The organism is Bdellovibrio sp., assembly GCF_036384735.1.
Taxonomy (GTDB): Bacteria; Bdellovibrionota; Bdellovibrionia; order Bdellovibrionales; family Bdellovibrionaceae; genus Bdellovibrio.
In genome coordinates this window covers 96,650-114,665 of record NZ_DASVLT010000035.1, presented here as the reverse complement: position 1 = coordinate 114,665, position 18,016 = coordinate 96,650, and the positions used below count along the sequence as shown (strand labels likewise).

At 45.5% G+C, this 18,016-nt stretch carries 17 protein-coding genes; 8 read left to right on the top strand and 9 right to left on the bottom strand.

Features of this window, described 5'->3' with window-relative positions:
- Positions 1–15: 15 nt before the first annotated feature.
- The 7 genes from hemW (at position 16) to lon (ending at position 8,078) form a co-directional block, all read left to right on the top strand.
- On the top strand, positions 16–1,197 hold the full coding sequence (gene hemW, locus VF412_RS10010; protein ID WP_331339099.1) for a radical SAM family heme chaperone HemW: 1,182 nt from the start codon (positions 16–18) through the stop codon (positions 1,195–1,197).
- An 87-nt stretch (positions 1,198–1,284) separates the two neighbouring features.
- Positions 1,285–1,800: a nucleotide exchange factor GrpE gene (locus VF412_RS10005; protein ID WP_331339098.1), complete on the top strand. Its 516-nt coding sequence runs from the start codon at positions 1,285–1,287 to the stop codon at positions 1,798–1,800.
- Positions 1,801–1,811: 11 nt separating this feature from the next.
- Positions 1,812–2,825 carry a DnaJ C-terminal domain-containing protein gene (locus VF412_RS10000; RefSeq protein WP_331339097.1) on the top strand — a complete coding sequence of 338 codons (1,014 nt, stop codon included), beginning with the start codon at positions 1,812–1,814 and terminating at the stop codon, positions 2,823–2,825.
- Positions 2,822–4,507, top strand: coding sequence for a penicillin-binding protein activator (locus VF412_RS09995; RefSeq protein ID WP_331339096.1), 1,686 nt, complete (start codon positions 2,822–2,824; stop codon positions 4,505–4,507). Before VF412_RS10000 ends, VF412_RS09995 begins: the two co-directional genes overlap by 4 nt.
- Before the next feature lie 138 nt (positions 4,508–4,645).
- Complete coding sequence (locus tag VF412_RS09990) at positions 4,646–5,017, top strand: TraR/DksA family transcriptional regulator (RefSeq protein ID WP_331339095.1); 372 nt, start codon at positions 4,646–4,648, stop codon at positions 5,015–5,017.
- Positions 5,018–5,159: 142 nt separating this feature from the next.
- Complete coding sequence (locus VF412_RS09985) at positions 5,160–5,531, top strand: TraR/DksA family transcriptional regulator (protein ID WP_331339094.1); 372 nt, start codon at positions 5,160–5,162, stop codon at positions 5,529–5,531.
- 141 nt (positions 5,532–5,672) lie between these two features.
- A complete protein-coding gene (gene lon, locus VF412_RS09980; RefSeq protein ID WP_331339093.1) occupies positions 5,673–8,078 on the top strand; it encodes an endopeptidase La in 2,406 nt (801 codons plus the stop codon).
- Positions 8,079–8,174: 96 nt separating this feature from the next.
- Here lon and VF412_RS09975 read toward each other — a convergent pair whose 3' ends face one another.
- The 4 genes from VF412_RS09975 to VF412_RS09960 all read right to left on the bottom strand — a co-directional run bounded on the left by VF412_RS09975 (position 8,175) and on the right by VF412_RS09960 (position 10,504).
- Positions 8,175–8,609, bottom strand: coding sequence for a hypothetical protein (locus VF412_RS09975; RefSeq protein ID WP_331339092.1), 435 nt, complete (start codon positions 8,607–8,609; stop codon positions 8,175–8,177).
- On the bottom strand, positions 8,599–9,366 hold the full coding sequence (locus VF412_RS09970; RefSeq protein WP_331339091.1) for an FAD:protein FMN transferase: 768 nt from the start codon (positions 9,364–9,366) through the stop codon (positions 8,599–8,601). The genes VF412_RS09975 and VF412_RS09970 overlap by 11 nt, the downstream gene beginning before the upstream one ends.
- Positions 9,341–9,874 (bottom strand): FMN-binding protein, encoded by a 534-nt coding sequence (locus VF412_RS09965; protein ID WP_331339090.1) that lies wholly within the window; start codon positions 9,872–9,874, stop codon positions 9,341–9,343. The genes VF412_RS09970 and VF412_RS09965 overlap by 26 nt, the downstream gene beginning before the upstream one ends.
- A gap of 138 nt (positions 9,875–10,012) precedes the next feature.
- A complete protein-coding gene (locus VF412_RS09960) occupies positions 10,013–10,504 on the bottom strand; it encodes a hypothetical protein (protein WP_331339089.1) in 492 nt (163 codons plus the stop codon).
- Positions 10,505–10,792: 288 nt separating this feature from the next.
- On the opposite strand from VF412_RS09960, the gene VF412_RS09955 reads away from it, so the two are divergent.
- Positions 10,793–11,992 carry a patatin-like phospholipase family protein gene (locus VF412_RS09955; RefSeq protein ID WP_331339088.1) on the top strand — a complete coding sequence of 400 codons (1,200 nt, stop codon included), beginning with the start codon at positions 10,793–10,795 and terminating at the stop codon, positions 11,990–11,992.
- A 202-nt stretch (positions 11,993–12,194) separates the two neighbouring features.
- Here the strand turns inward: VF412_RS09955 and VF412_RS09950 are convergent, their stop codons facing one another.
- From VF412_RS09950 to VF412_RS09930, 5 genes are read right to left on the bottom strand one after another with little or no spacing between them, the layout of a single operon-like run.
- Positions 12,195–13,655: an NADH-quinone oxidoreductase subunit N gene (locus VF412_RS09950; protein WP_331339087.1), complete on the bottom strand. Its 1,461-nt coding sequence runs from the start codon at positions 13,653–13,655 to the stop codon at positions 12,195–12,197.
- Positions 13,655–15,214 carry an NADH-quinone oxidoreductase subunit M gene (locus VF412_RS09945; RefSeq protein WP_331339086.1) on the bottom strand — a complete coding sequence of 520 codons (1,560 nt, stop codon included), beginning with the start codon at positions 15,212–15,214 and terminating at the stop codon, positions 13,655–13,657. Before VF412_RS09945 ends, VF412_RS09950 begins: the two co-directional genes overlap by 1 nt.
- 4 nt (positions 15,215–15,218) lie before the next feature.
- Complete coding sequence (gene nuoL / locus VF412_RS09940; protein WP_331339085.1) at positions 15,219–17,150, bottom strand: NADH-quinone oxidoreductase subunit L; 1,932 nt, start codon at positions 17,148–17,150, stop codon at positions 15,219–15,221.
- Positions 17,151–17,156: 6 nt separating this feature from the next.
- Complete coding sequence (gene nuoK / locus VF412_RS09935) at positions 17,157–17,483, bottom strand: NADH-quinone oxidoreductase subunit NuoK (protein WP_331339084.1); 327 nt, start codon at positions 17,481–17,483, stop codon at positions 17,157–17,159.
- Positions 17,470–18,009 (bottom strand): NADH-quinone oxidoreductase subunit J, encoded by a 540-nt coding sequence (locus VF412_RS09930; protein WP_331339083.1) that lies wholly within the window; start codon positions 18,007–18,009, stop codon positions 17,470–17,472. Before VF412_RS09930 ends, nuoK begins: the two co-directional genes overlap by 14 nt.
- Positions 18,010–18,016 lie beyond the last annotated feature (7 nt).

Genomic DNA, 18,016 nt, shown 5'->3' with positions numbered 1-18,016 from the left:
CTCTAGATAACTCCCATGGCTTTTGGCGTTTACGTTCATATCCCTTACTGCATTCAGCGCTGCACTTATTGTGACTTCGCGACTTACGAGCAAAGCAAGATTTTGCCACCGGATCAGTACGTCGAACTTCTTTTTGAGGAGATTCGCCAAAAGCACCGCTATTACAAACCTCAAAGTTTAGACACCATCTATTTCGGTGGTGGAACTCCGAGCCTGATCCCCGCTCATCTTATTGTAGCTGTTATCAAAGAGCTGGGTAGATTTGGCTTCACAACTAGACCTGATACTGAAATCACCATCGAGATCAATCCGGCAACTGTCAGTGAAGAAAAACTGAAAATTTATCTGGATGCTGGGATCAATCGCTTCAGCGTAGGCGCACAAACTTTCGATGATCGTTTGTTGAAGATGGTTCATCGCGAACATTCGGCAAAACAAACCCTTGAAACGCTGGACCTTTTGCGAAAGCACAATCTGAACTTCAGCTTCGATATTCTCTTCGCACTTCCTTCGCAAACTTTAGAGGGTTTGAAGAACGACGTGCGCATTGCTGTCGAACAGGGTGCTAAGCATATCAGTCCCTATTGCCTGACCGTGCCCGATGGACATCCATTATCAAAGGGTCGCGCCATTGATGACGAACAAGTGGATATGTTTGATTTCATTGCGGATCAACTGACGACCCACGGCTTTAAGCAGTACGAAATTTCTAACTTCGCAGTCCCTGGTTATGAATCACGACACAATATGCTTTATTGGATCGATGAACCTTATTGGAGTTTGGGCTTAAGCTCCCATTCGTATTCAAAAGAATCGAAATGGGGAACGCGTTACTGGAATATCAACTCGATCGGTGAATACAAAAAGCAAATTTTGGATCATCAAGGACGCGAATACACCTCGCCGACACTTCACTTGCCATCTGAACAAGTTGAAGAACTTGAAATGCATCAAGCGCTTACAGACTTTTGTCATACCTCGATGCGTCTTATGCAGGGCCTTAACGAAAAGGCTTTGCAGGAAAAGTTTCCAGCCGCTGTGTTTCATCAAGTCTCGAGCATCATGAACAACCTTATAGCACGTGGTTGGGTTCAACATGATGGGTCCAATTGGTCGCTAACAAAGGACGGCGTTGTTATCAGCAATAAGGTCTTCCAAGAACTCACTTTTCTGAAGGAAGATCTTAGCGAAGTCTAGTTCGCACATGCATCACACAGAGAGATCCCACTGACATTGACATTCTCTAATGAATACACAATGTTAATTATTGCGAAAGGATCTCTCATGGCAGACGAAAACAACTCTCAAAATTCCAATCCAGAAGCAGCAGGTGCTGCAAGTTCATCTGACATTCAGAAACTTCAAGAACAGGCAGAAAAGTATAAGAATGATTTTCTTTATCTGCGTGCGGAGTTTGAAAACTATAAACGTAACGCGATCAAAGAACGTTCTGAATTGTTAAAATATGGCGGCGAACGTTTTATCCGCGATCTATTAGAAGTGGTTGATAATTTTGAGCGCGCTCTTCAGGTGAATGTGACTCCGGAAAATATCGGCACCTTCAAACAAGGTATCGAATTGACTGCACAAGAATTAAAAGCGCTTCTGACCCGTCACGCGGTGACAGAGATTCCTTCTGAAGGCGCTCCATTCGATCCAGCTATTCACGAAGCACTTAGCAGTGAAGCCACTGACACGGTTGCCGCAGGACATGTGGCTCGTGTTTTCAAAAAGCCTTATAAGCTTCACGACAAAGTGATTCGTCCTGGACAAGTGGTTGTAGCAAAAAAACCAGAATAACGAGGCATTGATTGTCTAAAAAAGACTTCTATTCAGTTTTAGGAGTTTCTCGTTCCGCAACGGGAGATGAAATCAAGAAGGCATATCGCAAACTTGCGATGCAGTACCATCCTGACAAAAATCCCGGCGACAAAAAAGCGGAAGAGAAATTCAAAGAGCTCAGCGAAGCATACGAAGTACTCAGCGATGAGAAAAAGCGCCAGATGTATGATCAATTTGGTCACGCTGGCGCGCAAGCGGGTTACGGAGGGGCCGGAGCTGGAGGCTTTGGCGGCGGCGCCGGAGGCTTCGGTGGATTTGGCGGTTTTGGTAACGGCCAATCCGGAGGTCAGGGCGGCGATCCATTCCAAGATATTTTCGGCGATGTCTTTAGTGACATCTTCGGCGCTCGCGGCGGCGCAGGCGCAGGAGCGGGTCCACGTGCTCGTCGTCAAACAAAAGGAACAGACCTTCGTTATACGTTGAATATTTCATTCGAAGAATCTGCTCTGGGCACAGAAAAAGTAATCAGCTTCATGCGCCAACGTGGTGGTAAAGAAGAATCTGCGAAACTTTCTGTCAACGTCCCTGCTGGCGTTAAAGAAGGTCAGCGCTTAAAATTAGCCGGCGAGGGCGACTCTGGATCTACCGGTCCTGCCGGAGATTTATTCGTGATTATCAACGTGCAAGAGCATCCATTGTTCAAGCGCGCTGAAAATGATGTGAATTTAGATCTTCCTGTGACTTACACAGATGCGATTCTTGGCACCAACATCGAAGTTCCAACTTTGACAGGAAAAGCGATGATCCGCATTCCTCCCGGAACTCACTCGGGCCAGATCTTCCGCTTAAAGGGAAAAGGATTCCCTAAGCTTGGTGGATTTGGTTCAGGCGATATGCTTGTGCGTATTTTGGTGGACACTCCACCGACATTATCGGCGAGACAAAAGGAACTTGTAGAAGAGCTTGCAAAGTCTGGTGAGGCGACTCCTCTGGTGAAGGCTTTCCAAGATAAGGTCTCTCAGCTCATGAGGAATAGAAAATGATTTTCAGAAATAACTTTGCTCTGCTGACAACGGTTTCGTTGCTAGCTTCTTGTACGACAGTTGCGACGAAAAGACCTGAGTTGAAGCAGACCTCTGCTGCGGCAGCTCCCACAGCATCAACAAAGAAGTCTAAAAGAATGGCGGGTATGGGTACGAAGCCTCAAGCGACGACTCCAGCGGCGCAAGCCCCTGCGATTCCGGTGGCTCCTACGACTGTAGACCCCTTGGTGACTTTGAAAACCTTGGTGAATCAGTCTGTGTCTGCTCCGACGAAGCAAGAGCAAGATGCTTATCGCCAACGGGCTGTTGAAATCGTTGATAACAAGCTAAACGAAAAGCAACTTGAAGAAGTCGCTAATAACTCTGACTTCGGCTACGTACGTGGAAATGCCATGTATCAATTAGGTCAGAAGGCCATGGAAGCAAGAAATTCGGATCAGGCTAAAAAATATTTTTCTGGCGTAATTGATTATTTGCCCGGAAGTGACCTGGCTGCCCGTTCACAAGATATTCTTTCGCAATTAGAAGCCGTTCGTAACGTTGAATCTAAGACCATTGGTGTTGTGTTGCCGTTAAGCGGAAAAAACGCGCCAGTGGGTCAACGTGCGCTTCGTGGACTTGAAATGGGCTTGGGTCTTCATATTCCTGGCTCTTCATTTAAACTTGCAGTGATGGACAGTGAAGGCAATCCAGACTCGGCCCGTCGCGGTGTCGAGCGTTTGGTTAAAGAAGATAATGTCATCGCCGTGGTAGGAAGCTTGCTTTCTAAAACAGCTCCGGCTGTCGCCGCTAAATCCGATGAGTTAGGAGTTCCTTCCATCGCACTTTCGCAAAAAGGTGGTTTAACAGAGATCGGTCCTAATGTTTTCAGAAACTCGTTAACAAGTGAAATGCAAATTCGCTACTTGGTTCGCACAGCCATGGAAGATTATGGCATGAAAAAGTTTGCGATCCTCTACCCGAACGATCAGTATGGCGTGGAGTTTTCAAATATCTTCTGGGACGAAGTTCTAGCGCGCGGTGGACAAGTTACGGCCGTACAAACTTATTCTACAAAAGAAACAGATTTCCGCCTGGTCATTCAACGTCTTGTGGGAACATATTACGGTGAAGCTCGCCAGGATGAATTCAACGTTCGTTTAAAAGAGAAGCAAAAGACGGAAAAACGTTCTGCACGTAAAGACAATGTTGAAACAATTCTTCCTCCGATCACAGACTTTGATGGCATCTTTGTTCCCGACAGCGCGAAGGCCTTGGGCCAGATCGCAGCAATGTTGGCATTCAATGATGTGCGCGGTGTGAAATTGCTTGGAACAAACTTATGGAATACACCTGCGATTACCAAACGCGCTGGTAACTTCGTGAACAACTTGATGTTCGTCGACAGCATCGTTCCGAATGTTCAGGAGCAATCACGTTTTGCGACAGAATATAAGGCCTTGTATAACGAGAGCCCTTCTCTGATTGAAATTCAGGCCTATGACGCGGGCTTGATTTTGCGTCAGTTGATCGCCTCCGGCGCAGACAGTCGTCAGAGTCTTACAAAAAAGCTGACAGAATTGAATAAGTTCCCAGGAGCATTAGGGCCTCTAACAATGAGCCCAGACAGGGAAATTGAACGCCCTGTGACAGCTTTGACTGTAGAGAAAGGCGAGATCATTCCCCTTAAGATCCGCAAATAGTATCCATAAAATTAATTAATGACGATTTTTTAACCCCGCCATGGGGCGCCCTCGTCAAAGGAACACCAGCGAGCAGGTACTGGACTCTGGCAAGAAGCCGGAGCCAAAGCTCGCCAAATTCTAAAGAAGGGGGCCGTTATGAACAGTCATATTAACGAAACAATTTTGATGGAGTGTCGCAAGAAACTTCTTCTTCAAAAACAAGAAATCCTAAATCGTTTTAGAACGGCCCAACGCGAATACGTGCAAACAGAAAAATCCGGAGATGAAGCCGATCAGTCTGTTGCACACATCGCAGAACACTCTTTTTTGGTTTCACAAGAACGCATGAGAAATCAACTGCTCGAAGTCGAGATGGCCCTTGCGAGAATTGAACAAGGCACTTTCGGAATCTGTGAAGAAACTGAAGAAATGATTGAAACAGAACGTCTTCTTGCAATCCCTTGGACTCGCCTCAGCATCGAAGGTGCAGAACTTCGTGAAGCTGTAAGTCGCAAGTACGCACGCTAAAATCGGCCACCACGGCCGTTGCTAGCGTGCAGCATATGTCTGCTTAGTAATTCGTCACGCAGTGCTTTTTTGGTGACACAAAACTCATCCCCCGCAATAAGAAGCTTAATTTTTCGGGAAGATCATCATATCGGGGGGTGAGATGAACGCAACCGAACTGACTGCTACAGAATTGGAAACATTGAAAGAGTCTTTGCTATTTCAAAAGTCTTCCATCCTAAATAAATCCCATGAGTTCAAAGCGGAGCAATCCAATGTGTCTACTCATGGCGATGAAGCTGAAATCGCATCTCAAGATGTTAGCAATAATATCTCTATTCATTTACACGAAAGAGACCGTGTAGCGCTTTATTCTATCGAACGCGCACTAGGAAAGATTGCGGACGGTACTTATGGCCAGTGCGAAGCCTGCGGTGAAGTTATTGGGGCAAGACGTCTTCAAGCTCGACCTTTCACAGCCCTTTGTATTGAATGCATGGAAGAACAAGAGAGCCATTCTAATCTTTTCCAATAATCCAATGATAACACTCATTGGATGAGGTCTGCTGACATGGATGTCAGTCCAATTTTTTAGTTTTTATTCAAGCATTCGCTGTCTCACACCGAGAAGTCTCATACCAGAAACACAATTCCCGCATCAGAGCGGAGGAGCGGTATGAGTTTTGACGATAAAGTTCTAGAAATCCCACAGACACTTCCAATGTTACCTGTGAGAGACATCGTTGTTTTCCCTTATATGATCATCCCTTTGTTTGTAGGACGTGATTCATCGATCCGCTCGGTTGAAGAGGCTCTTTCAAAAAACCGCCTTATCTTCCTAGCATCGCAAAAAGATATCGCTGAGGAAAATCCAACTCCAGATTCTGTTTATACAGTGGGCACGATCGCTATGATCATGCGCATGAGAAAATTGTCTGATGGCCGTGTAAAAATCCTTATTCAAGGTGTGGCTAAAGGACGCGTAAAAAATTATTCTAAAACATCACCTTCATTTGAAGTGGCTGTTGAGAAGATCGAAGAGATCCCAACTCAAAAAACAGTTGTAGAAAATGAAGCACTGATCAGAACAGCGAAAGAGCACATCGAACGTATTATTGCTCTAGGTCGCCCTCTTTCACCAGACATCTTGTTGGTGTTGGATGATGTTTCTGATCCAGGTCGTATTGCTGATTTGATCGCATCAAATCTTGGCATCAAAGTTCAAGACGCTCAGAAAGTTCTTGAGACTCATGATGCTACTGAAAGACTAAAAATCGTGAACGAGATCTTGGCTGCAGAATTGGAAGTGATGCAAGCTCAGAACAAAACTCGTGGCGGCGCTAAAGAAGACATGTCGAAGTCTCAACGTGAATACTTCTTACGCGAACAAATGAAAGCTATAAAGAACGAGCTTGGTGAACAAGATTCGAAATCAGAAGAGATGGACGAATTGCGTGACAAACTAGTTAACGCAGGTATGCCTCCTCATGTTGAAACGGAAGCGTTGAAACAATTGGGTCGTTTGGAGCGTATGCATCCAGATGCTTCTGAAGCTACAATGGTTAGAACTTACCTCGACTGGATGGCTGACCTTCCGTGGAGTAAAAAATCTGAAGACCATATTGATCTTAAACGTGCCAAAGAAATTTTGGACGAAGATCACTATGAGTTGGAAAAAGCAAAAGATCGTATCATGGAGTTCTTGGCTGTACGTAAACTTAAGCCAAATCTTAAAGGTCCAATCTTGTGCTTCGGTGGTCCTCCAGGCGTTGGTAAAACTTCTTTGGGTAAATCTATCGCTCGTGCGATGGGCCGTGAATACTTCCGTATCGCTTTGGGCGGCGTGAAAGATGAAGCGGAAATCCGTGGTCACCGCCGTACGTATGTAGGTGCGATGCCAGGTAAAATTATCCAAGCTCTTCGCCAAGCGAAAACAAACAATCCAGTTATCGTACTCGATGAAGTAGATAAATTGGGTTCTGATTTCCGCGGCGACCCTTCAGCAGCAATGCTTGAGGTTTTGGATCCAGAACAAAATTCAACGTTCCGTGATAACTATTTGAACGTGGATTTCGATCTTTCAAACGTGTTGTTCATCGCAACTGCGAACGTGTTGGAGAATATCCCACCAGCATTGCGTGACCGTATGGAAATCTTGAACATCCCTGGTTACACAGAGAACGATAAACTTTTGATCACTAAAAAACATTTGATCAGAAGACAAATCGAAGCAAACGGTATCACTGAAGAGAACATCTCTTTCACTGATGAAGGTATCAAATACTTGATCGCAGGTTACACTCGCGAGGCAGGTCTTCGTAACCTAGAGCGTGAAGTAGGTTCTGTCTGCCGTAAAGTTGCTAAGATGGTGGTCATGGGTGAAAAGAATTTCGTAGAAGTAAATCCTACGACAGTTCCAGAGCTTCTTGGTCCTCCACGCTTCCAACGTGACGACAAAATCGCTGACTCTCAGGTTGGTGTTGTGCAAGGTCTTGCATGGACACAAGCTGGTGGCGAAGTGTTGACTGTTGAAGCTTTGAAAATGAAAGGTAAAGGACATCTTGCACTCACTGGCCAACTTGGCGACGTGATGAAAGAGTCTGCTCACGCAGCAATGTCATATGCGAAAGCCCACATGGAAGAACTCAATATTCCAGAGGATTTCTTCGAGAAGTATGACATCCATATCCACTTGCCAGCAGGCGCGATCCCTAAAGATGGTCCTTCTGCAGGTATCACTCTTACAACTGCGCTTGTAAGTTTGATGACTGGAACCCCTGTTCGTCACGATATCGCGATGACAGGTGAAGTGACTCTTCAAGGTCGCGTCCTTCCAGTCGGCGGTATCCGTGAGAAATGTTTGGCAGCTTTGAACCTTGGAATTACGAACATCATTATTCCAATGGCTTGTAAAAAGGACTTAGCGGATATTCCGAAAGTTTTCAGAGATAACATTAACTTCATCTTCGCGGAAAACTTGGATGAAGTGTTCGCAGTGGCGTTCGATAAAGATGCTGCAGGTCAGTCTAAAAAGACCGGTGCGAAGAAAACAGAAAAGAAAACAAAAAGTCTTGCAGCCTAGGCTGTAAGCAACATCGCCCCTCCCAAAGTGATGAATGAAAAGGACTGAGCAATCAGTCCTTTTCTGTTTTTCAGGGACGAAAAATTTTCAGAGAACTTAATGGCGTTTCTTATCACGTTTTTTCTTAGCTAGAAGATGCAATAGGAACGGAACGATCAAGCACAATCCAAGATATGCATGGATTTGTTCAACGGTGAATTTCATTTTCTCGTCCGTGAGATACATCAAGAACGGCACGGTGATCACAATCAAAAATATATAAATCGTTAGCGGCAGTCCACTTTTCTTTCCACGGCCCGCTTTCCATGACGGCACAACGTGCGCACGCAAAACATAACCAATCAACATCAAGACTGCTAAACTTAAAGTACCGTGGAAACGCAAAATCCAGATTTCAGAAGGACGCGGTTCTGGGCCCATGCCATTATCGACTTGGAAGAATGTTTTAAGAAGCCATTCTGTCGTGCCTGACAAATACAGAAAACCAATCAGAAAATAAATCGCACGTTTTAGATCTTTACTAAGCTTCATGGTTTTCAAATACCTCGAGGGGATCTCCGTCCGCCCCGAATATAATCACCTGTGCTTTGAAAGTGGAAGCACACTTTTGCACAATTTCTCTTTTTGCAAAAAGTCCCACCTTCGTCATTGCATCGGCAATCATGCACGTATCAGCAATAACTGAAACAGCATGCTGTACACTGAGGCCCTCTCGCAAAGGCTTCAGATAGATCGTAGATGATTTTTCATCCGTCATCGCCACTGTTGGTGATGAAGTCGCGATGGCATCTTTTAAAAGCATGAGGCTGCGCTCTAAAGGATGACTTGCCGAACCCAAACGAAGGCTGATTTTCTTTTCGGGACAATTGAAGAAGCGCAAGTCTCCACCCGCGTTCACCATACCCATCAATGCGGGCTGTTCCGCCAAAATAGTTTCCACCATTTGATCCACGATGTAACCCTTGGCGATACCACTTAAATCCCAAAATGCGGAGTCTTCGCGGTAAGGGCTGAACGCCCCTTCCGAAAGCAGCATAATTTCGTCTGCGGCCTCAAGAACCTCTGCCAAAGCTGGATGAAGTTCGAAAGTGTCGTCGTCAGATGTGTTGTTTAAAATTGAAATATCAGACTTCGGGTCATGAACGTTAAAGACTTTTTCCAGCTCGCTGGCTTTTTCGAAAGCCTTTGTGATAAGCGAGTCGAAGTTCCCTTCGGAAAAAAGAGTAACTTCAACAAAAGTCCCCATCAGGGGGCGAACTCTTTTAGAGGCGACCTTTAACTTGTTCATAAGTTTGTAAGATCCTTCTGACTCCGCCCGTGATGTGGGCTGAGGAAAGTGTGGCTCCGCTAAGGTTCTTGATATCTTTATCAAGCTTCAACGGAGCAGTTTTGTCTTTACCAACAAATTGTTTACGCCATTCTTCTCTGCGAACTTGATGGCCATATGATTCACGATACTCGAGAATCTCGATACCTTGAACCTTGCCCTCTTTGTTTATACCAATCGCGTAGGTGATGAATTCGTGTTTGCCCAAAGCTTGATCGATAAAAACGATGTTGCCGTCTTTTGACTTGAAGATAGTCATCGTTTTATTGCGAACATTTTCGCCACTGGCTGATTCGATTTTCTTGGCGTCTTCATCCGTCAAAGTCAGAGTTTCTTTTTTAAAAACGTCTGTCGGGAAAAAGATCTTCGTCGCCTGCTCATCAGACATATAAATTTCAGCGTGGGCTGTGATCGCAACGACCGGGCTCATTAAGGCCAAAACGGCTGCGATATTATTCTTTGAACTCATCAGTACACCTACTCGGCACGCAAGTGCCTTTGCCATTTGTTAACGGCAAAGTAGCCCTAAGTCATCGAGATGACAATGACTCTCAAATATACTGAGGCTTATAGAAAGTCAGTTGAAAATGGGTTTTATGCAGAAAAACTACTGTTTGAAACCCTTAAGACGGTCGTTTTCAGATTCTAGGACACGAACCAGGGTTTTTAGGTCAGCGACTTCGTCTTTGAGTTGAAGAATTTGCTCTTCCTTTTCCTGTAGGATCAGGGTGTAGGCTTTCTTCAACTCATTGAGAAGTTTGTTAGCGGCAGTGAGGATAGGCTCATCCTTGTTCACCTTCACGGTTTTATCAACCAGGTCCTGAGCCTTCGTTTCGTCTTTTGAAGAAGCCATGTCACTACCTTCTTTCATCATTCCTTGATGAGCACCCACCAAAGCGAGGTCGCTTTCTTGGGAGGGGCGATGTACTCTTTGATGGGTACCCATCGGTTCATCCATGATGAAGTACTTGCCGTCTTCAAATCGGAATTTGATGTCGTCGGCTTTGATTCGTCGGCGGAGTGTACTCACACTAATTTTGTATTTAGTGGAGTAGTCCGTTAGCGGTAACCAAGAACCATAAGATTCGACGTTCATCATAATCCCTTCACTTAAATTCGGTGGCGCCGAAGTCTAAGCAGCTCGCTTTTGGGTAAGGTGGTTACCTACTCAGCTTGCGTAATCAACGTTATCACAGGACTTCGGTCTGTCAAATTTAGTGTGAATAGTTATTCAAATTCAACTAAATTCAGGACCTTTAGCTGGGTATTCAACGCGTATCCACTAGACCAAGGCCTGATTAACCACGGCTTTCTGTGTTGTTTTGCCTGGTCAGGCGAAGAATTCTTTGCTCACGCCCTAGAGAAATCAGATACTTAAGTTACTGATATGCGTATTAAAGATAAAAAGAAAGTGGCCCTGGTTCTAAGTGGAGGAGGCATCAAAGCCGCCGCCTTTCACATCGGAGTCTGCCTGGCCCTCCAAGAAAAAGGATTCAAGTTTGCTGGCGGAACCAAAGAGATGGTGCGTCAGAATGCCGATCTTGATGATCCAAAGACCATCCGCTGTTACGTCGGTTCCAGCGCGGGGGCTTTCGTTGCCTCTATCTTGGGCGCTGGTTATCCAATCGAGTCGTTGATTAATGCCTTTCAAATTGGCTCGGGAACAACACCCTCTTTTGATAAGTCAGATCTACGATATCTAAAACCAATTTCTTACCGCGATATTTTCAACTTGAACTCAAGCGGTTTACTGAAGTTCTTGCCTCGCACTCTATTGGACAAAACTTTGGTCAGCGGCGGCATTGAATCTCTATTAAAGAACGGTTTGAAGCTAAATGGTCTGTTCTCTACCCGCGGAATCGAGGGCTACCTTCGTAAAGAGGTTCTTCTTGATAATGACTTCGCCCGTTTAGGTGTGGATTTGTTCATCGTGGGCACACAATTAAACCATACAAGGAAAGCTATCTTCGGGAATTTCCCTGAGTCTTTCAAAACTAGCAGCACGAAATATATCAATTACGCGACGATCAGCGATGCCGTCGCGGCATCGACCTCATTACCGCCGGTATTTGCTCCATACGGTATTACTAGGCCGGATGGCAAAGAGATCTTCTACTATGATGGCGAGATCCGCGACACCCTTTCAACCCATGTGGCCGTTGATAATGGAGCAGATTTAGTTATTTCGTCTTATTCAATTCAGCCCTATCACTATACTGAAGAAATGGGCTCGCTTCATAAGTACGGCATTCCTTTGATCTTGAACCAAGCTTTATATCAAGTGGTTCAGCAAAAGATTGCGAAGCACATTCAAAATCAAAACGATATTAAGAGCATCTACAACGCCGTCGATGGTTACTTAAAACAGGCCAACGCCCCGGATGAACAACGCGAAAAGCTTTTGCAGATCATCCGCGAAAAAGTAAACCACCGCCCTGAAGTGGACTACATCTACATCGCGCCTCGCCCACAAAACTACGAAATGTTCTTCGTCGACCATTTCAGCTTAAATCCCGAAATCCTAGCCCGCATCGTACGCATCGGCTTCAAATCCGGCATCAACGTCCTCCGCCAACACGACCTCTAGGGGTGCCTGCCGTTTTTTTGGGTCTACGTTGCGTCACTTGATAGAAGGGATGAAGCTCGTGAATTGAACTCTATGTCTGCCCGACATTCGGCCGACCTTCATAATTGACGCATGATGGACCCAAAAAAACGGCAGGCACCCTAAAAAATAAACCCCGGTTTTTACCGGGGTTTATTTTGTTGCTTCGATTTTTAGAGTTTAATTATAGAAGGCTTTTTTCTACTGCTGCGAACAATGGGCCTGACATGAAGCCCATGACTACGATCAGGAAGGCCATCACAACTACCGTTACAGTTGTTGCGTTCAAAGATCTTGGAGCAATCTCTGCATCACCATCGCGCATGTACATAACTACGATTGGACGTAGATAGTAGTAAACTGCGATCACAGAGTTCAACATACCCCAAATAGCCAACCACAAAAGTCCTTCACCGATAGCGGCGTTGAACATATAGAACTTACCGAAGAAGCCCAAAGTTGGTGGGATACCAGCCAAAGACAACAAGAACACCGTCAAGCAAAGAGCAAGAAGTGGTCTGCGTTTCGCCAAGCCAGCCAAGTCATCGATATTAACCATGTGGCTTTCAGATTTTTCAAGCATGCTTGCAATTGCAAACGCACCCAAAGTCATCAACGAGTAGCTTAGAAGATAGAAGATAACCCCTGAAGCACCGAAAGCTCCGTTATCACTTACACCCGCCGTGATCACACCTACTAGCACGTAACCAGAGTGAGCCACCGAAGAGTAAGCAATCATACGCTTGAAGTTGTTTTGCATGATCGCTGCTGTATTACCAACGATCATAGTGATCACTGCCAACCATTGAAGGATATCAAACAAATGGTCTGAACCTACCAACGATTTCGTTGCAATCACACGCAAGAAAGCTGCGAAAGAAACCGCTTTCACCGCCGTTGCCATGAACGCAGAATGCGGAGTCGGCGCACCTTGGTAAACATCCGGAGTCCAAGCATGGAACGGAGCAATTGAAACCTTGAAGCAGAAGCCCAAGATCACAAAAGAAATACCGAACAAGAACAAACGGCTGTTTTGAACTAGGTCCGCAGCGTTGTCCATGAATGCAAGAATGTTTGTTCCACCCGTTGAACCGAAGATGAAAGCAACGCCGTACAAGAACACTGCTGAAGCAAACGAACCAAGTACGAAATATTTCAATGCCGCTTCTTTAGAGATTTTCTCTTCGTGGCTCATCGCGATCATTAGATACAATGCCAAAGACATCATCTCTAGACCGATGAACACCATCAAAAGATCTACCGCTGCAACCAGGATCAACATACCAACTGCAGAAGACATTGCTAAGAAAATCAATTCAGAGAATTGCTTTCCCGTCGTCGCTGGATTTTCGTACATCATGATCATCGCCACACCAGCTGCGATCAAAGCAATCACGCTGATCCACTGAGTAACACCGTCGAAGATCAAACCGTTATTGAATGCAGTTTTACCTGCTCCACCGAATACCGCTAGAAGAGCGATCGAGATCACGATACCAAGCAAACCTTGAGTCAAAGTTGCGATTGGGTTTTGTTCACGATTCCCGCGCAATACCTTCACCGTTAGAGGGATCAAACTTGCAAGAAAAAGAGCGATCATCGGAGATACAAGAAGGATATCGCTAAGGCCAATAGTCATATTCATTAGTTACCCCCTTGTGCTTGCTGAGCTGTCGTAGCTGTCGCACCAGGTTCTGCAATCGTCAGGTTGTAGTTGTTCTTGTTGTTAACCAAGAAATCAATACTAGCCTTAGAGTAGTCCAAGAAGTTGTTCGGGAAGAGACCCATCCAGAACACCATAATTACCATCGGAACAAGAACAACGATCTCACGCACGTTCAAGTCATGAAGTGGATGATGCTCGTCTTTAACAAGCTCCCCTTGAGGGCCGAAGAAGACTCGTTTGAACATCCAAAGCATATAAACCGCACCAAGAACAACGCCAGAGACTGCGAAGTAAGCGAAGGCCGGTTGCGCTTTGAAAGTACCGAGAAGAATCATGAACTCGCCCACGAAACCATTTGTCATCGGCACCGCAATCGAAGAAAGCGTGATGATGAAGAAGAAAATCGTGAAGATTGGAAGAACTCCAGCCAAGCCGCCGTATTTAGAAATTTCACGGGAATGCGTTCTTTCGTAGATCATACCGATCAAGATGAACAAGGCACCCGTCGAGATACCGTGATTCAACATTTGGTACAAACCACCAGACATACCGTAAGCATTGAATGCAAACAGACCCAGCAAGATGTAACCCATGTGCGATACGGAAGAGTACGCTACCAGTTTCTTAACATCCGGTTGAACCATCGCTACAAGCGCGCCGTAAATGATGCCCACTGTACCGATAAGCATGAACAACCAGCCCCAGTATTCAGAAGCCTCTGGGAACAAAGGAATCACCCAGCGCATGAAACCGTAAGTACCCATTTTCAACATCACACCGGCTAGAATGACTGAGCCAGGAGTTGGTGCTTCAACGTGGGCGTCAGGCAACCAAGTGTGAACCGGGAATGCCGGAACTTTGATCGCGAATGCCAACGCAAATGCAAAGAACAACAAAGTTTGAAGGCTGAAGAAAGTTCCGCCTACGAACGGAATTTTCAATTTGTAGAAATCAAGAAGACTTGCGCTCATGTGGCCAGTCGCCTCTTGTGTCAGATACATCATATAGATGATTGCAACAAGCATCAGAACCGAACCCGCCATTGTGAAGATAAAGAACTTAACAGTAGCGTAGATTCTGCGAGCTCCACCCCAGATACCAACCATGAAATACATTGGTACTAGAGACAATTCCCAGAATGTATAGAAGAACACAGCGTCCATCGCCAAGAAAGTTCCAAGCATCGCGGTTTGTAGGATGAACATACAAACGTGGAAGCCTTTTACTCGCTCGCTGATAGATGTCCAGCTTGCTAGGATGATGATCGGAGTTAAGAACGTCGTCAAAAGAACCAACCACAACGAGATGCCGTCGATTCCTAGGAAGTACTGAATTCCGAAACGATCAATCCACATATACTTTTCAACAAGTTGCAGTTGTGCAGAACTTGGATCGAAGTGCTGGAAGATCACAAGGCTAAGAAGGAACTCGATCACTGAAAAACCGAGAGCCAATGGACGAATCGTTTTAGCGTTCGGCCATACAGCCACGATCAAAGCGAACAAAAGAGGTAGAAAAACAATTGTACTCAGGATCATACCGTTACCTCATGATCACAAAGGAAAGAACAACAACTACACCGATACCGATGTACATTGCGTATTGCTGCAAGTTACCTGTTTGAAGAGAGCGAGCCAAAGAACCCATGCCCTTCATCAAATCACCAATCCAATAAGTGCACTTATCGATGAAATTAACATCAATGTAGTACCAAAGATTCTTACTGCCGTTCACCAAAGGATTAATGATTCCGCCGAAGTAAGCCTCATCAACGAAGTATTTGTTGTATACCAAGTTGTAAACAGGCTTGATGCTTTCTGCGAACTTCTTCGGAGCTTCCGGCTTCTTCACATAGAATGTGTAAGCAACAAAAGCAGAGATCAAAGCCAAACCAACAGAAGTACCCATCAGTGCCCACTCTGTTGAAGCTTCCATGTGACCCATATTTGGAACTTCATGGATCAGTGGATGCAACCAGTGCTCCCAAATATTTGGAATTTCACCCAGGTTTTCACCGATCACGTGAGGAATGCCGATCCAACCACCAATCACTGACAACACTGCCAAAACGATCAATGGGATGGTCATGATCGCAGGAGATTCATGCGGATGAACATCAGAAGGAACTCTTGATTTGCCCCAGAAAGTGAGAGCCATCAAACGAGTCATATAGAATGCCGTTAAAGCCGCACCCAAAGCACCTGCCGCCCACAACCAAGGAGAGCCCAATGGTGAGTGGAAAGCTTGGGCCAAGATTTCATCTTTAGAGAAGAAACCGGCAAATGGAGGCATACCGATAATCGCAAGCCATCCCATCAAGAACGTAAAGTGAGTGATCGGAAGATATTTCTTCAAGCCACCCATCTTACGGATATCTTGTTCTTCGTGCATTGCATGGATCACTGAACCAGAACCCAAGAACATCAAAGCTTTAAAGAATGCGTGAGTCATCAAGTGGAACATCGCTGCTCCGAAAGCACCCACGCCGCAAGCTAGGAACATGTAACCAAGTTGAGATACCGTCGAGTACGCTAGAACCTTTTTGATATCCCATTGAGTCATACCGATAGTTGCTGCAAGAACCGCCGTCGCCGCACCGATGATAGCAATAACCATCATTGTATTAGGAGCAACGATAAACAAAGGATTCAAACGAACGATCATGTAAACACCGGCAGTAACCATCGTCGCCGCATGGATCAACGCTGATACTGGAGTTGGACCGGCCATCGCGTCTGGAAGCCAAACATACAATGGAATTTGCGCTGATTTACCAGTCGCACCGATGAACAACATCAAAGTTCCCAAAGTCACAGCACCCATCCAAGACGCTTCCGCAGTCGTCGGAGCAAGAGCATTGAGATCATGGAAATTCAAAGTTCCGAAAGTTGTGAACAGGATGAACATGCCAAGAAGGAAAGCTGCATCCCCGATACGATTCGTAACGAAGGCTTTCATACCCGCTGCCGCTTTTTCTGAATCCGTGAACCAGAAACCGATTAGCAAGTACGAGCAAAGACCCACACCTTCCCAACCAACGAACATCACAAGCAAGCTGTCACCAAGAACTAGCAACAACATATTGAAGATGAACAGATTCAAGTAAGAGAAGTATTTCGCTACACCCTTATCGTGGTGCATGTATCCGACAGAGAACAAGTGGATCAAAGTACCAACGCCTGTGATGATAAGAATCATAATAGCGCTGATTTGATCGACGACGAAACCTGCGTTGATTTTGAATTTATCAACCGCCATCCATTCAAAGAAGCTCACCGCGATACGACGAGTTTCTTCAGGCATAGAAATTAAATCTACAACCAAAAGAACAGAGCAGATGAAAGAGATCGCTACAGCCAAAGTCGCGATCGTTCCGGCTACGTTGCCAGAATGTTTTTTGTATCTTGCGCCGTTGATCAGGAAACCAACCAGCGGGCTAAGAATAACAATGGCCATCAAAACTGCATGATTCATTGCTGCTTACCCTTTCAAGTGTTCGAAGAAGCGAATGTTCACTTCGTTGAAACGTTTAAAGATTGATACCGCAAGGGCAAGACCCACGGCTGCTTCCGCTGCTGCGATAGTCATTACAAAAAACACCATGATGTGACCTTCAAGGTGGCCAAGATATTTACTGAAAGCCACGAAAGTCAGATTCACAGAGTTCAACATCAACTCGATCGACATCAAAAGAACGATAACGTTACGGCGAAGAAGAACCCCTGCCATACCCATTACGAACAAAATCGCTGCCAAAACCAAGTAGTGCGTAAGGCCGATATTATTGATGAAATCAGTGCTGTTCATGTGTACCGCCTTTACTGCGAGAAAGAGCCACTGCGCCCACTGCGATTACAAGAAGCAAAACGCCAAGAGCTTCGAAGCCAAAAATGTATTTCGTGAACAAGATGTGACCCAACGCTTTCGTTGTCTCCATGCCGGTTCCTACAGTCACAGGGTTGTCAGTTGTTTTTTCGCTCAACAAACCAACAGACATTGCGATGGCGCCAACGACAAGTCCCGCAAGCAAACCAACAGAGGCAATTTTAATAAGCCCCGTGAATCTGCCGCGTGTGAATGCTTGAAGGTCGTGTTTCAAGTCGAAAAGCATGATCACCATCGTGAAGAGAACCATCACGGCGCCCGCGTAAACGATCAACTGAACACCCGCAATGAAGTAGGCATTTAAAGTTACGAACAAAGCCGAGATACCAACCATCGTCATCGCAAGGCTCAACGCGGAATATATCGGATTGCTCAAAAGGATCACGCCCAGGCCTGAAACCAGGGTCACGATCGCTAAAAACCAAAATAGAAAAGAATCTGCTGTCACAGTCGGT